We start from the raw sequence: 15,966 nt of genomic DNA, 5'->3' as shown, positions 1-15,966 counted from the left end.
GAGCATCCCACAAGCCATCAAATGGCTGTTGGGATGCCCCTTTATGAGCAACACGTTTTATTTAACCGAGATTCTCAAATTTTGCTGATTTCACGTCGCCCGCTTCTTCCCGACGGGAGAGAGGCCACCAGTTGGCATTTCCGAATATCTTCACCATAACCGGAATAAAGAACGGAAGAATAACTAATGAATACAGAGCCAGACCGGTCAGTACCACAGTAGCAATTTGCATCATGGACATGACCCCTGATGGATACATGGAGGCAAAGGTTCCGCCCAGAATGACAGCCGCGGACAGAATAACCGTCCCCATATTTCTCATGGCATGAAGAATGGCATCTCCAACGTTCCACTCTTTATTCTCATTGAAACGATCCATCAAGAAGATACTATAATCGATACCCAGTGCTACAAGGATAACGAAGCCGAAGAATGGAGTTGCCCAGCTGATGCCGGACATGCCCATCATCTTCACGAAGATCAGCTCTGTAACTCCCAGGGAAGTGTAGAATGTGAGCACCAGTGAAGCGATGAGATAGATCGGCATAATGATCGAGCGAAGCAGGAGAACGAGAATGATAAATATACCTGCCAGCATCAAAATAACCGTGCGCATGTAGTCCTCGTTAGAAATGGTTCTCAAATCATTAAACGTACTTGATACGCCACCATATCCGATCTCAGCACCCGCTAACTTGGTACCCTGAATCGCACGGTCAACAGCTGCCTTGACCTGATCAACTTGATTGATCGCTGTTGTGCCGTATGGATTCTCAGAGAACACAACGTCCAAGGTCATAATCTTGCGATCTGGGGACAGGTAAGTATCGAACAATTGAGTAATATCCTTATTGTTCAAAGCCTCATCTGGAACATAGAAGCCGCTAAGTCCGTTGTCAGCGCCTCCGACTTGATTCAGATAATCCTTCGCTGTATTAATTCCGCCGGACACTTTGGCAATTCCGTCCGCACTTTGGCTAAGTCCGTCAGTAAGCTTGGAGATTTGTCCCGAGAATTGGGTGAATCCGTTCTGTACCTGCTTCTGACCGTTCTCGATTTGAGAAAGCCCACTAACGACAGAAGGTATTTTACCAATAATCTGGCCTTGGCCTGATGCCGCTTGATTCAGACCCGACTCAAGCTGGGAGATTCCGCTAATCAGCTGATCAAATCCGCCGGCCAGAGCTGCCTGACCCCCTGCGACTTTAGCAAAGCCCTCATTCGCTTGCTTCAAACCGCCTGACGTTTGATCCAGAGCCGTCTGCAGCTGCTTAAGTCCTGCGGCCATCTGCGTCATACCCTTGCCTGTCTCGGTAACTGTACCGCGAATGGTCAAATAATCCGGGTCTTTCGCAAGTTCTGGATACTTGCTTTCCAGGCTGCTGAATTTCCCGCTGAGGCCGTTAAGACCCTGTGCAGCACCGCTTAGTTGTTCATTAACATTGGAGAGACCGCTACCAATCGATCCAAGCCCCTGACCAATTTGCTGGTAAGACTTCAGAAGCTGCTGCTGGGCAGCGGCGAGCTGCTGTGCACTCTTCTTCGCCTGCTGCAGCCCCTGCTTCAGCTGTCCCGCTCCAGAAGACCCGCTTCTTATCCCCTTCTCAATAGCGGATAACCCGTTACTCAGCTGGGAGATTCCGTCTTTGAGCTTCGCCGTGCCTTCAGCAAGCTTCCCTGTACTGTCGGCAGCTTGTTTAAGCTTAGGCTCATTCTCACTTAACGAATTGCTCGCTTTAGTAAGACCCTGCTGGATCGTATTCAAACCTTCATTTCCTTTGCCAAGTCCCTCACCGACGGTCTTCACCTGCTCAGTCAGCTTGAAATCCTTGACCTCATCGCCGGTTGGACGGCTTAATCCGCGTACACTTGCCACGCCTTCAACCGATTTAACTTCCTGGCTGATCTTCTCTGCAAGGGCCATATACTCCGCAGAATCCATACGCTCATTGTTCTTGATTACAATCGAAGTAGGCAGAGATTCACCCGGCTCAAAACTGTCCGAAATAATGTTAAACGCCTTGACCGATTCATAGTTGCTGCCGATTTCCTCCATACTGTTGAAGGATACCTTGCCGCTGTATGTGAGCAGGAAGGGTACGGTAAATATAGCTACGAGCAGGATCGCTGCCCAAGGACGCTTAATAGAGAAAGCACCAAAAGCTCCCCAGAATCTGTTCTCCTTATGCTCAAGCGAGCCTTTTGCAGGCCAAAAAATCTTGGTACCCAGAACCGCCATAAAGAACGGCACCACGGTAAGGAGGGCAAGCAGCATAACAGCAACCCCCACCGCAACGGCTACGGCTGATTTGTATAAGATAAATTTGGATAGACCAATTGCCGCGAAACCAACCAGTACAGCCAGGCCGGAGAAAAACACCGTTTTTCCCGCAGTGCGGTATGTAGCTATAATGGCTTCCCATTTATCATCTGTATGCTGGAGTTCTTCCTTAAATCGGCTGATCAGCAGAATGCAATAATCCGTCCCGATTCCGAACATGATTGCGACCATGAAGATCTGTGTAAATGTCGATAACGGAAAATCATACGAATCAACCAGAAACGCAACCACAGACTGTGACACCACATAACTGATTCCGACGGTTAGCAGCGGAATAAACGGAGCCACAAACGAACGGAAGCTAATGAACAGAATCAGAAGTATGAAGACGACGGTAATGTACTCTGATTTCTTCAGACCGCTCTCTGAGCTTGCAATCGTATCTTCACTAATCTGCTCTTGGCCAGTCAGATAGTGCTTAACTTTCACAGAAGCCAGCGTGTTGTGGATATCATTCTCGATGTCCTTGAGCGTACGTTGGTCTTTATCGACAGAAAGGGCCGTTAGAATGGTCTTCCCGTCCTTGGAGATCATCTTATCCGCTGCATCCGGAGTAGTAAAAGGATCTGTGATAGACACAATTCCGATTTTAGCTTTGGCTGCATCCAGTTTCTCGATCCCATCCTTGACCGCATCCTTGTCGGCCTGACTTAACGAAGTATCTTCATGAAAGACGAGCGCAATCTGCGTCTCTTTGCCTCCACCCTTCATTGCGGTAATTTCCTTCATAATGGCGGATGCCTCAGATGAAGAATACCCGGAAGGGACAGATAAATTCCCTTTCTGACGGACGAGATCCGCCATAGAAGGAGCCGTCATGATTAAGAGAACGGCAGCCGCAATCCACAGAAGGATAATCCACCACCTGGCTTTTAATATAAATCTCATTTACTCCTTACTCCCTTCTTCAAACAGACTAGCGAGTTTCTCAAAATTAGTGATGAAGGACTCAATTTCTTTCTGATTAAAATGAGTGAGATACCTGGATACCACTTCCTGTACTTTCTCATCAGCCTTACCTGAAATCTCATGACCAAGGTCTGTAAGTGACAGATATACTAGCCGGCGATCTCCCTCATCCCGCGTCCTCTCAACCAATCCCCGATCCACTAGCCGGGTAATGATTGCAGTAATTGAGCTCTTACCCACACAAAAGGCATCTGCAAGCTCCGTAGACGTACACTCTTGCTGTGTCTTGATATGGTACATTATCTGGTACTGATCCACGGTCATCTCATCTTGAACGATCTTGGCAATTTCACTACTGAGCCGCTTGGTCACGGTAGCCGACGCAGTGACATAACGTCTGATTAGTTCTTTAGACTGCTGCTCCATCTCTCCTCCCCCTCTCTCTATAATTAATTCGCCTATGAAATAGTTCGACAATAGAACTTTAACGCTTTCTATTCCGGAAGTCAACACGGCCACCCATAAAAATGATTTATATGTCTTTGCTCACAAAAAAACCAACGTTAGTGTAGTCTATACACCTGCGTTGGTTTTAATTAATCCGGACACCGGATTATCGGGTTAATCTTCCTGTAATTCCGTTTCATACACACAACGAAACCGTTCGATTCCGTTCGGTAACCGGCCGATGCTCAATACGACAAATCCGATATTCCGATAAAAATCTACTGCGTCTTCATCCGTCTCCGCGATGATGCGTTCCGGCTTTGCTTCATATAAAGCTTCCAGGACGATAGCTCGTCCGTAGCCTTGATTCCTATGCTCTGGAACAATCGCCAGATGAGTAATGTTCAAAGCATTCTGATCATCTAACACATAACCGATAAGGCCGACCAGCTCTCCCTCATGCTCAAGAGCGTACAATTCAATTTCTTTCTCTGTTTGATACCGCTTGACCGCATCAGCAAGCGCATTCTCATCTGAATATACTGCATATTCAAGCAGTTGGCTGATCTCCGAGCTGTCCGCCTGATCTTTAACATTCACTAACACGCAATAAGCCCCCTTATAAGATTGAATAAACAAAACTTACCTTGTAAGTTTACTCCACTTACAAGGTAACAACAAACTCATGAATTCCGCCAACAAAATTCCGGTTTTTCAAGTAAACATCTTGCAATTCACTAAATTCCAAGTATAATACTTGGTATATATGAAATTGAAGGTGATGGTCATGATGATTCAAGCTATGACATTCAAGCTCTCCCAGCAAATTGATGACTATCTGGATCTATTAAATTATGCGAAGCTAATAGGTGATCTGGAGTGGAGTGCTGATATTTTGCAGACATTGGAGACCCTGTACAACACAGGTGAGGAAGAGTTGCGAAAGGATTTGGAAGAGCAGTTATGGAGGCAGTTCGATCAGGTAAACGCCCGAATGATGGATCTCTTTGTCCAGATCCGCCAAAGTGAGGATGAAGCGCATAAGCAAATACTGCTTGAACAGATGTGGACACTGAAGCTGGAGCGCATCACAATCTCACAACAACTTAAAACTCATACGGACAAAATATAAAACAAATCAAAAAAGAGGCATGCAGTCGACTGCTCAGCCTCGATGAAATGGATCATGGCAATTTAGGGATTGCCGTGAACATTAGAGATATTGAATTGCATGATTCATTAACCTATGATACCAACAAGCTTCATTCTGAAATGCAAGCTCTTGTCCAAGTTACACGGATGTTTGTTTCATTTCACGCATCATCTTCATCATCATAGTCATCATTTCATCGCAGTCTTGCATTTTCTTCATCATCATGTCCATATCCATGCCCATGTCCATCATGTTCATATTTGAGCAGCATTCCATCATCATCTTCATGCTGTTCATCTTAGACATCATATCTTCCATACACATGTTCATCATCATTTGCATGCACATTTTATCCATTCTTCACACCTCCTCTCATGTGAATTAATTCCCTATTTCAAAATACTATATTTAAAACCCATTTGCAATAGTTTTCCATTTTTTACTCTTGTTTTTTTGTAACTTCCATAGTATAATATCATACTTTTCCTATTCCTCCAGTAGGTTTTAGGGGTAAACTTTCCTACTAAAAAAGAACAACCCCCTCGGGGTTGTTCTGTCATTGAACTTATTTTAGGTTACCTTCAATAATCTCAGTACGTCCATCCTCATAACCAACTACCGCTTTGGCTGCAATCCCAATAAACAGACCGTGGTCCACAACCCCTGTAATCATCTTCAATTCATCGGCAAGCTGCTGAGGAGACTCGATCCGCCCGAATGACGCGTCGATAATGTAATTTCCATTATCCGTCACCACAATGTCCTGGCCCTTCATCCGAACCTCAAAAGGAACAGGATAGCTCTCCCGGAGCGTGTGCAGTGTCCATTCATAACAGAAAGGCACAACTTCAATCGGCAGCTTGAATGCACCCAGCTGGTCAACGACCTTACTGCCATCTGCCACTACGATGAATTGGTCACTATGGAGTGCTACCAGCTTCTCACGAAGTAGGGCCGCCCCCCCACCTTTGATCAGATTTAGCTGCGAATCAAGCTCGTCAGCGCCATCAATCGCAATATCAAGCTTATCCACTTCGGATGCCTTGAGCAAAGGAATGTTATATTTCAGGGCAAGCTCCTCTGAGGCCTCCGAGGTAGCAATCGCTGTGATCTTAAGCCCCTCGGCTACTCTTTCCCCTAACTTTTCAATTGTAAAATAAGCTGTAGACCCGGTTCCAAGCCCCACAGTCATCCCGTCTTTAACCCATTCAGCAGCTAGATAGCCTGCTGCTTGCTTTCCATTCATGCGCTGTTCCTCCCGGTATGTATTGGCTTGCCTCTATCATACCAAATGTGCGCGGACCTTGGCACCCCTTTCATGAAGCAAAAGAAGCCCGCAGTTCGCAGGCTTCTTGTTGAACATTAATTCGTATGCCGGTTTCAGGGCTGGTGAATGGCATGTCTCCTTAACGGAGGGTCGTCTTCTGGCTCTGCAGATGGCCTGATCGCCAGGAGGATAAGAATGACCGCCGCGAGGGACACAACCGCGATAACGATGAACATCGTCATATGTGTCGTCTGGATAAGCAGGGACACGATGGGCGGCCCTAAGGAGACGCCAATGAATCTCATGCTGCTGTACAAGGAGGTAATCGTTCCACGCTGCTCCTTCTCAATGCCTTCTGTGATCAAAGTGTCCGTGCAGGGCAGAACAATACCGACTCCCGCGCCGCAGATGATCAGGCAGGAAATTACGAAATAGACGTTATTGAACATGCTGATCCCGAATAGAGATCCTGTGGATAGGACCATCCCGATTACACTTGCCCATTTCATCAGCACTTTGTTTTTGCCGATTTTTTTGCCGGTAATATAAGAGGCCAGACACAGAGCGGCGAGGGGGATCGCCAGCACCAGCCCTTTCATTACACCCTTCAAGTGATGCTTGGTCTCAAGCTGCTCAGACAGATAGAACAGAACCCCGAACAGCAGGAACATGCAAATCCCCCCGATAGCGAAGATTGCGTAGAGCCAGCGGCCCTTCTCTTTAAGAACTCCTTTCACATCTTTAAGGAAAGATCGTAGTGAAGGCGCCTTCTCTTTTCGCTTAGGTGATTTGACCAGGAAGATAACCAGCAGCAGCGAAATCAAGCAGAGTGCCGGAATGGTCAGGAAAGGAAGATACCATAACCATGCTCCAAGTGCGGCGCCCAGAATCGGGCTTAATACTTTGCCGAAAGTGTTAGAGGTCTCGATGAGTCCCAGACTCTTGCTGACATCCTCCTCATTCTCAAACATGTCCCCCACAAGGGGAATCACAATCGGGAATGCTCCAGCAGCTCCAATCCCCTGTAGAAATCTTCCCGCCAGAATGATCCAGTATACAGAGATTCCTTGCCCGAACCATGGCGCGACTCCACATAATGCACCTCCGAGGCCTGTTATAATCAGACTGGGGATGATGACCATCTTCCTCCCGAATTTGTCCGATAAGTAGCCGGCGATCGGAATTAGGATAATGGCTACAATAGCATATACCGTAATCAACATACTAACTTGGAAAGAGCTAACCTTTAATTTCCGGGCAATTTCCGGAAGGATCGGAATGAGCATTGAATTTCCGAGGGTCATGATTAACGGAATGGAAGCAAGCGCAAGAAGATCCCCTTTTTTGCTATCCATGCTTTACTTACCACCTTTCAGATAACGAGCAGGCCCGAATACATCTTATTGTGGTTGAAAAGCGATGAGATTATTCCGCTTGCTCCATGAATTCAGGCAAATCTCAGATAGGTGTCCGACTGGGCCCGAGTAATGAAGGGACTTACTTCACCCACCGAATAAATATGAAGCAGGTGCATGGCCCGGGTGCATGCTGTATAGAACAGCTTGCGCTCCGTCTCACGGGCATAGGACGCTTCAGATCCGTCATAGATCAGAACCGCGTCAAACTCTACACCTTTGGCCAGATATGCGGGAATAACATGAATCCCCCGTTCAAAATTCAAGGTCGTCTTCTTGATCAGCTTTACAGAAGGGACTACTTGCAGAACATTAAATGCAGCGAGGCTTTCAGCTGCTGTCTTACAAATTACAGCTATGGTCTCATAGCCTTGGGCACGAAGAGACTCAACATCCTTGAACAGACTGGAATGCAGCTCAGCCTTATCAGCCACCTTATGAACTTCCGGCAGCTCCCCGCTCCGGTTAAAGGCTTGAATTCTTTCTCCCCCCGGGATCATTCCTTTGGTAAATTCAACAATTTGCTTCGTCGATCTGTAGCTCCGTGTCAGCACTATCTGCTCGCTCTCCTCTTCACCGTAGAGATCTGCCAGCACTGAAGACTGCTGAAGAACCGAGGCATGGGCATAAATCGCCTGATTGAGGTCTCCGAGTGCCGTCATTCTGGCTCTGGGGAACAGCCGTTTAAGGAAGAACAGCTGGAATGGCGAGTAATCCTGAGCTTCATCAATAAAGACATGCCGGATTGAGGTATTTGAATGAAACCCCAGAATAAGCTCTTTAAGATACAGCATAGGAGTCGCGTCCTCGTATGCAAGCTCGTTCTTCTTAAGCTGATTCAAGGTAAAGCTGCTGATCTCGGACCAATGTTCAGGAAGAGCTTCCTCATTCAGGTCCAGCATAAGCTTTGGCTCTTCAAACAGCTGGGCATACAGCTTTTTGTTATCGATGAAGCGCAGCGCCTTAACCCACTTCCGAAGTGGTTTGAGTCTGCTGCTGACCACCATTTTGGCCAGAATCGTCTTCTCGTCCTCATAGTCGTTAAAGGATTCACCCTTACGGCGGTTTTTACGGCGCATCCGCTGAAAAGCCCTTTGATATTCCTCGCTCTCCAGCAGCTGAATCTGTTCTTCAACCCAAGGTTTATCCAGTTCATTCTTGGCAAAGGCAGCGAGCTCCTTCAGCAGCCATTCTTTCAACAACTCACACCGGTTGGCCAGTCTTACCGACCTGTCAAAGGCATAAAAACGGTCGTGAATAGCCGAGGCTGCCACGATCTCCTGCCCCTGGAACCTTAACGGCTTGAAACGCATCATGCCTTGTTCCAGCTTGTCTTTATAGTTATTAATCGCTTTGTAAAATTGATGGGAAGATTTGTACCGAATGCCTTCTATCCTAGCCTCATACCCCTCTTCATCGTACCTTGAAAGTACATATTCCAGCTGTTCAAAAGGATCCTCGAGCTGAAATTCCCGGCCAATCCGGTGTTCAAGATATTCCTGAAAAGTAGTCTGGCGCATATTCTCTTCTCCAAGCTCCGGAAGAACCGTCGATACATAGCTGTTGAACATCGGATTCGGGGAGAACAGAATCACCTGCTCTGCCTTGAGGTGCTCCCTGTATTTATAGAGCAAATAGGCAACGCGCTGTAAGGCTGCCGAAGTCTTTCCACTGCCTGCGGCACCCTGAACAATCAGCATCCGGCTTCGGTCATTGCGGATAATCCGGTTCTGTTCTTTCTGGATCGTAGCCACAATGCTCTTCATTTGCGCATCGGACGAGCGGCTGAGCACCTGCTGCAGCAGTTCATCCCCTATGGTGACGCCGGTATCGAACATGAATTTGATCTCGCCATCACGAATGACATACTGCCGCTTGAGCTCAATCGTCCCGTCGATCTTTCCCGAAGGTGTCTGATATGACGCCGGGCCTGGGGTGCTGTCATAATACAAGTTCGAAATCGGTGCACGCCAGTCATACACCAGGAACTGCTCATCCTTCTCATCAAGGAGAGAGGCGATTCCTAGATAGATGGCTTCAGGCTGCTCACCTTCCTCTGCAAAATCGATCCGTCCGAAATAGGGGGACTGAAACAGACGCTTCATTTTCCCCAAGGCCGCATAGGCATGGAGATGGCTTCGCTCCCGGTCGGACAGGATTTCAGACTGCTGGCGCAGGCTTGTGGATGTCTCACCTACGTCATCCGACTCGCTGAAGTTAATCGTAACTTCGTCCCAGAAGTCCTTCCTCATTTCAACAACGTCGCCGCGTACGCTGCCCACTTCCTGTTCCAAACGTTTGATACGTGCACCAATGAGATGAGTAACGTCACTTACCCGAGTCTGTTCTTCCTGCCAGTCCTGATCGGTTATACTCAATGTTCATTCGCCCCTTTTCCATTGTCTTTCGCACCTATTGACATCCCTGATCAAATGTGATAAAATTGACACAGGGTTAATTCGTTTGTATATTCATGTTTAAGGTCTAAGTTTTATTGTAGCAGTATTGCTTATGCAAATCAATGACATCTCAGGGTCATTACCTCGTATAATAAAGTCCCGCCAAGTTGGCGGGACTTTTTTTGATGTTCTTCTGCGCCATTCAGCTCTCATCAGGCTTTACCGTAGTATGGTCCGACAGACGGTTAAGCCGCTCTAGCTGATGACCATAGTCATACATCTCTGCCGAGACAATGGACAACCTGAGCACCCCGACTCTTTTCTCCGCATAGTGGTCCAGCATCCTTCTGAGAAAGTCATCATTATCCTGTTCAAGCAGCTCTGCCTCCAAGAAATTCGGCTTGAGCTTATCATCGAACTTCAGCAGGATATGTTCGTGGAACCGGATTAACCTTTCGAGATGGGCATCAAATTCCTGATTGATCGACTCTGGCCGCACAGCCTGAAAGTAATGCTGCTCAACCGCATCCAGAACCTCGTACCCTTTACGCAGGGTGTTCAGCATTTGCTTATACACGACAAGCTTTCGGCTGTCACTGAATTTAGGAGTTTTCAGCTTCTTCAAGTCTTCTTCCATGAGCTTGAATTTATCCGTCAATGAGTTAATAGAGTCTTCGAGCTCACGTTTTTCTTTACGGAACACCGCTTCTTTGATCTCATCAGAGATCACGGTTCTTAGCAGCAGAGATAACTGATTAAAGGTCTGCCTGATCTGACTGACGAACTGCACACGAGGCTTAGGCGGAAATACAGCCATATTGATTACGAAGGCAGATACAATCCCGATTAGACTGAGCAAAAATCGGTTAAGCGCGAACTGCCATTGCCCCGATGCCTCCATGACGGCAACTACAGTGACCAGCGTAATTCCAATCGTATCCCCCATATTTAACTTAAGACAGATCATAATAACGAGAATACATACCAGCCCAACAGCAATCGGCTCTTTAGAGAATACGCTGCCGGCCAGAAGCGCCAGAATAGCTCCGAGTGTATTGGTCTGAATCTGATCAATTAAATATCTCCAGGACCGGTAAATGGAGGGCTGCATGGCAAAAATAGCGGCTACTGCAGCAATAACGGGTGAAGCCAGATTCAGCCACACACTTAAATATAAAGCCAAAGTTACCGCAATCCCGGTCTTTAGCATTCTTGCTCCAAACGTCAAGGCTATCCCTCCTGTTCTATATACGCCTTAACCAATCATTACCCCAAAAATTTATCTGATATTAAGCTTGCCTGGTTTATGAACTATGTATTTTGGTCCACACTTAGTAATGTCCCACTTGTAACAGCTCCCCATACTCAACATGAAAAGGTGGAAGATCTATGCAGCAACAAAGATTGTTCCGGCTTGTCCGTGCACTTGCAGCTGTGTTCCTCACGGCAGGAGCCGCATTTGGTGCCTTTTCAGGCAAAGTATCCGCCCTTAGTGAACCCTATGCAGTTCGTCCGCCAGGTACGGAGATCAGTCATGCGGACGGTAGGCACGGGAAGCAGCATGGCCACTTCTATGGCCACTTGGTTCGCGAGACCGCAGCCCTTCTGGGAATCCCCTATGAAGCGGTTATTGCAGAGCTCAAACAAGGAAAATCCTTGCTTCAGATCGCCAAAGAAAAGAAAGGCTGGAGCGAAGCCGAATACACTCTAAAACTCAAATCCTCGATCTCGGCCCGAATAGATCAAAGTGTAGCGTCAGGGAAACTAAGCCAGGATAAGGCTGACAAGTTCAAGGCACTTCTTCCTGAGAAGATCCAAAAAGCCGTCAACCGGTCCTGCAGAGGCAAGCTCGACAAGCCGCATAATGATCCCAGCCTAAGTCCAGGTCAGAACCAGATTAACCGCAAAATCAGCCCATGAACGAAGCTGCCCGCAAGGGCAGCTTTTATTGTATTAATTTGCCCAAAGGAGGAGCAGACCTGACCTCATTCCAGCGTAGTTCCAAACCCTCCGCTGCGCTGGAATTCGGCCATAATGTCGAACTCATCCTTAAGCTTCTCATACAGCCGCTCATACATATAATAGAGCTGCAAGTAAACTTCGCTGTTCTTAAGATCCGGCTTATGTCGGTGCGTTATCCGTACCCAGGACCTAATCTCCGCAAGGGAGTCGATATCACCAATCGCATAGAGCGCCAAGACAGCTGCCCCCATTGCAGAAGCATCAGCCACTTCCGGAACCAGCAGTTCCTTGCCCATGACATCGGACAGGATCTGGCGCCACACGGCAGAACGGGCAAATCCGCCGGAAGCGATGATTTCTTTGGCTGGACCTGTTAATTCACGAAGCGCCACGCCAACAGAGAAGATGCTCAGCACTACCCCCTCCAGGACGGCCCGGATGAAGTGTTCCCGCTGGTGGCGGAGACTGATGCCGAAGAAAGTACCCCGGGCATTGGCATTCCAGTACGGTGCTCGTTCACCGGTGAGGAAAGGCAGGAACAGCAGGCCCTCAGACCCCGCCGGCACCTTCTCGGCATATTGAATCATCAGATCATAAGGATCAATGCCAAGCTTCTTGGCCACCTCGATTTCTGGCGAGGCGAACTGATCCCGCAGCCAGCGCAGCATGATTCCACCGTTATTCGTTGGCCCTCCAACCACCCATTTATGATCAACAAAAGCATAACAGAATGTGCGGCCCTTCTCGTCGGTTACCGGTTTGTCCGTTACGGTTCGGATCGCCCCGCTGGTTCCAATCGTAACTGCAACCTCACCCGGTCCTGTAGCCGCAACACCAAGGTTCGCGAGCACCCCATCACTCGCACCCACAACAAAAGGAGTTCCGGGAGGAATCCCCATCTCCAGTGCATAAGCAGGGACCATCCCGGTAAGTACGTGAGTTGTTGGAACAAGCTCGGGAAGCTGTTCCTTGGAGATACCAAGCAGATCAAGCACCTCCTGATCCCATTCCATGGTCTCAAGCCGCAGCAGACCTGTGGCGGAAGCGATCGAATAGTCACTGACATAGGTGCCGAATAGTCTATGCAGGATGAATTCTTTAATGCCAGCGTACATCTTTGTCTTGGCAAACAGCTCGGGTGCCTCTTCTTTCATCCATAATATTTTGGAGAGTGGAGACATGGGATGAATGGGCGTTCCGGTTCTCATATAGATCTCATGTCCGCCCAGTTCCTGCTTGAGCTTATCCGCCTGTCTCAAACTTCGGTTATCTGTCCAGACAATAGCCTTCGTGAGCGGATTATCATCCGAGTCCATAGCGATCAGAGAATGCATGGCGGTACTGAATCCGATAGCTTTGATTGCATAACCTTTGCTCTTCTCTTGGGATCGAACCTCTCGAATGGATCCCACTACCGCTTGAAGAATCTGTTCAGGATCCTGCTCTGCGTAATCCGGTTTGGAATGACTTAGCGGATATTCAATTGTACTTGAGGCTAGAACGATCCCCCGCTGACCGAACAGTACCGCCTTCAGGCTGGTTGTTCCAATATCAAGCCCCAGCACGGCTTCGTTATGCTGCAATGTCATAATAACGACCCCTCATCATATAGATCAGTTTCAATAATTCCTTAGTTCCATTACCCGAAAAGCAGCAGGTTGATCTATGATCTAACGTTTGCAGTCCATCCATTGTACTGAAGCTTAAGAGAAGATTTCAACGTCATTGAGAAATCGATATAAATAAGACCCGATCATAACGGCTGAACCGCTTCACGATCGGGTCTCATCTATGGTGTGATTTAGTCTAACGGGGGATTCTGGGATCTTGACTTATCTTCCTCGATTACAGGAACCGCAGCCTGCAGCGACGGTTGAACACCGACTCCAACAGGAACTTCAAGAATATCCAGGAAGAACATGAATACAGGTACCCCAACGATGAGCCCCCATACTCCGAAGAAATGCTCCGATACGAGCAGGATGGTAAAGGTGTAGAATATCGGCAGATGGGTCTTGGAAGACATAAATTTCGGATTAAGGATATACGATTCTATGGCATGCAATACCACAATCATAATGAGTACATAGATGATCTTGGTCAGACCGCCGATCTTGAAAGCAATCGCACATAATGGAATCAGGGATACGAATACGCCCAGGACGGGGACGAGACCTAGCAGGAAGATCATAAGCCCCAGTGCAATCAGATTCGGGAACCCGAGAATCCATAGAAATACGGTTGAGAGAAGCGCATTGGTTAAGGAGATCAGGAATTGCACTTCGATAATTTTACCAAAGGAATGAAGAAACTTCTTGCCGAAGTATTGCAGCTCGTTGAAGAAATAAGAAGCTTTGCTCTCCTTGAACTTAGATGTGAAGCGAACCACCTTTTCTTTCTCAAGCAGGAAGAACAAGCTGAGGATCAGGGCGATGAACAGGTTGAAGCCCCACTTCCCGATATCCGTTACCGTCTTGAGGATGAAATCCAGTCCTTTGTCCACATAACTTGCGAGATCAATTTTCTTAAGAGATTCCATCAGATAATCTACAATCACATTGCTTGGAAGGTCGACTGGAGGCTTATTGTAGAAAGAGATCACCTGATTCACAAGCTCATTAACTTCTTTAACAAGAACAGGTGAATACTTATAAATGACGTATCCGACTAGCGAGAGAATAACCACATAGATGGAAGCTACCGTAAAGGTCTTATTAAGCCTGACCGTCTTCTCCGTACTCTTGATAATAAACTTATGAAGCCGGTTAATCAGATAAGTGAAAATAAAGGTGATTAGAATCAAATTCAGCATACTTCTGAACAGATACAGTACTGCAATTAGAAACACAAGTGCAAAGAATCTCCGGATTCCCGGAACTTGAAACAGCTCCTTAAAAAAAGTCATTCAGCTATGGCTCCTTTTCCCCCATCTTTTTGTATAAATCTCCTATCCATCTTAGGCCACATTTATTTGATTTAATCCAGATAGCGACCTCTTCCTTATAACAATACGAACAAAATCCGTAATAGTAACACTATTTTATATAAAAAAGTTATTTTTTATGAAGCCCTTGTTAAATGATTATAACTGGGGTTGCAGGTTTATACGTATCAATAAGGAGTGATAAGCATGGATCTGAAAAAATATTTGATCAAACCCAAAGATAATTTCTCATTAAGCAGCGCTGATCCGGCCGATACAGGCAGCTTCAAGAGCAAAGATGAGGCCGAATCCGAAACGGAGGGTCTCCGCAAAAGGCTGAGTGAACTTCAGGATATCCTTTATGCCGAGAAAAAGCATTCAGTCCTCATCATTCTGCAGGGTATGGATACGAGCGGCAAGGATGGTACCATCAAACACGTCTTCTCGGGTGTGAATCCCCAAGGATTTAATGTGACCAGCTTCAAAAAGCCTACTGTGGAGGAGGCCTCTCACGATTTCCTGTGGAGGGTGCATCAGCATACGCCTGCCAAAGGCTACATTGCCGCCTTCAATCGTTCCCAGTACGAAGATGTACTCGTTCCATGGGTACATAAGACAGGCACAGAAGAAGCGCTCAGGCAGCGATTAAAGCATATTCAACATTTCGAAGACATGCTTACGAGTGAGGGGACGAAGATCATCAAAATCTTCCTTCATATCTCCAAGGACAAGCAGCTGCAGAAAATTCATGAGCGTATGGAAGAGCCTCGCAAATTCTGGAAATTCGATCCGACGGATCTGCTTGAACGTGAATACTGGGACGAGTATCAGCAGGCTTATGATGAGGTCTTCGCGTCCACAAGTACGAACCAGGTCCCTTGGTATTGGATACCTGCCAATCAGAAATGGTTCCGGAATTATATGGTCCTGCGGATTCTCGTGCAGACCCTGGAAAGCCTTAATCTTGAATATCCGCTTCTTCAGGCGACCAAATCTGAAATTGCCCGCTATATGAACGAGAAATAACTGCGCATACGTATAACAGTATAACCATTAACACAAACGCCCCCGTTTCGTCTTGAAGCGAGGGCGTTTGTCTTTATTCTGGGACAGTTCTTGAAGACTGCTTGTCGTGTTCTCGGACTATGTT

At 47.1% G+C, this 15,966-nt stretch carries 13 protein-coding genes; 3 read left to right on the top strand and 10 right to left on the bottom strand.

The genetic code is table 11. From position 1 onward, the window contains the following. Positions 1 to 61: 61 nt before the first annotated feature. The 3 genes from EJP77_RS18185 to EJP77_RS18175 form a co-directional block, all read right to left on the bottom strand. Entirely contained in the window at positions 62 to 3,229 is a 3,168-nt protein-coding gene (locus EJP77_RS18185; protein ID WP_127200685.1) for an MMPL family transporter, read from the bottom strand. Beyond that, positions 3,230 to 3,676 (bottom strand): MarR family winged helix-turn-helix transcriptional regulator, encoded by a 447-nt coding sequence (locus tag EJP77_RS18180; RefSeq protein WP_127200684.1) that lies wholly within the window; start codon positions 3,674 to 3,676, stop codon positions 3,230 to 3,232. It abuts the gene before it with no gap. Positions 3,677 to 3,871: 195 nt separating this feature from the next. Then, the gene (locus EJP77_RS18175; RefSeq protein ID WP_127200683.1) at positions 3,872 to 4,303 is read right to left on the bottom strand and encodes a GNAT family N-acetyltransferase; all 432 of its coding nucleotides are present in this window, start codon (positions 4,301 to 4,303) and stop codon (positions 3,872 to 3,874) included. Positions 4,304 to 4,484: 181 nt separating this feature from the next. Between EJP77_RS18175 and EJP77_RS18170 the strand changes: the two genes are divergently transcribed. Then, positions 4,485 to 4,829, top strand: a complete 345-nt coding sequence (locus tag EJP77_RS18170; RefSeq protein WP_127200682.1) for a hypothetical protein — start codon at positions 4,485 to 4,487, stop codon at positions 4,827 to 4,829. Positions 4,830 to 4,988: 159 nt separating this feature from the next. Here the strand turns inward: EJP77_RS18170 and EJP77_RS18165 are convergent, their stop codons facing one another. The 5 genes from EJP77_RS18165 to EJP77_RS18145 all read right to left on the bottom strand — a co-directional run bounded on the left by EJP77_RS18165 (position 4,989) and on the right by EJP77_RS18145 (position 11,159). Continuing rightward, positions 4,989 to 5,207 carry a hypothetical protein gene (locus EJP77_RS18165; protein ID WP_127200681.1) on the bottom strand — a complete coding sequence of 73 codons (219 nt, stop codon included), beginning with the start codon at positions 5,205 to 5,207 and terminating at the stop codon, positions 4,989 to 4,991. Positions 5,208 to 5,415: 208 nt separating this feature from the next. Beyond that, entirely contained in the window at positions 5,416 to 6,096 is a 681-nt protein-coding gene (gene rpiA, locus EJP77_RS18160; protein ID WP_127200680.1) for a ribose-5-phosphate isomerase RpiA, read from the bottom strand. A 134-nt stretch (positions 6,097 to 6,230) separates the two neighbouring features. Beyond that, on the bottom strand, positions 6,231 to 7,472 hold the full coding sequence (gene bcbE / locus EJP77_RS18155) for a bacillibactin exporter BcbE (RefSeq protein ID WP_127200679.1): 1,242 nt from the start codon (positions 7,470 to 7,472) through the stop codon (positions 6,231 to 6,233). A 92-nt stretch (positions 7,473 to 7,564) separates the two neighbouring features. Next, on the bottom strand, positions 7,565 to 9,910 hold the full coding sequence (gene helD, locus EJP77_RS18150; RefSeq protein ID WP_127200678.1) for an RNA polymerase recycling motor HelD: 2,346 nt from the start codon (positions 9,908 to 9,910) through the stop codon (positions 7,565 to 7,567). Between the two features lie 223 nt (positions 9,911 to 10,133). Next, positions 10,134 to 11,159 (bottom strand): FUSC family protein, encoded by a 1,026-nt coding sequence (locus tag EJP77_RS18145; RefSeq protein WP_127200677.1) that lies wholly within the window; start codon positions 11,157 to 11,159, stop codon positions 10,134 to 10,136. Positions 11,160 to 11,320: 161 nt separating this feature from the next. Between EJP77_RS18145 and EJP77_RS18140 the strand changes: the two genes are divergently transcribed. Continuing rightward, positions 11,321 to 11,851 carry a hypothetical protein gene (locus EJP77_RS18140; RefSeq protein WP_127200676.1) on the top strand — a complete coding sequence of 177 codons (531 nt, stop codon included), beginning with the start codon at positions 11,321 to 11,323 and terminating at the stop codon, positions 11,849 to 11,851. Positions 11,852 to 11,916: 65 nt separating this feature from the next. On the opposite strand, the gene gntK is transcribed toward EJP77_RS18140, so the two are convergent. Both gntK and EJP77_RS18130 read right to left on the bottom strand, forming a co-directional pair. Then, a complete protein-coding gene (gene gntK, locus EJP77_RS18135; RefSeq protein ID WP_127200675.1) occupies positions 11,917 to 13,482 on the bottom strand; it encodes a gluconokinase in 1,566 nt (521 codons plus the stop codon). Positions 13,483 to 13,694: 212 nt separating this feature from the next. Continuing rightward, positions 13,695 to 14,798 carry an AI-2E family transporter gene (locus EJP77_RS18130; RefSeq protein ID WP_127200674.1) on the bottom strand — a complete coding sequence of 368 codons (1,104 nt, stop codon included), beginning with the start codon at positions 14,796 to 14,798 and terminating at the stop codon, positions 13,695 to 13,697. Positions 14,799 to 15,023: 225 nt separating this feature from the next. Between EJP77_RS18130 and EJP77_RS18125 the strand changes: the two genes are divergently transcribed. Beyond that, positions 15,024 to 15,842 carry a PPK2 family polyphosphate kinase gene (locus tag EJP77_RS18125; protein WP_127200673.1) on the top strand — a complete coding sequence of 273 codons (819 nt, stop codon included), beginning with the start codon at positions 15,024 to 15,026 and terminating at the stop codon, positions 15,840 to 15,842. Positions 15,843 to 15,966: the final 124 nt, after the last annotated feature.

Origin of the sequence: Paenibacillus zeisoli, from assembly GCF_003994465.1 — a bacterium.
Taxonomy (GTDB): Bacteria; Bacillota; Bacilli; order Paenibacillales; family Paenibacillaceae; genus Fontibacillus; species Fontibacillus zeisoli.
The sequence above is the reverse complement of the archived record's forward strand: the minus strand, read 5'-3'. Positions and strand labels throughout refer to the sequence as shown.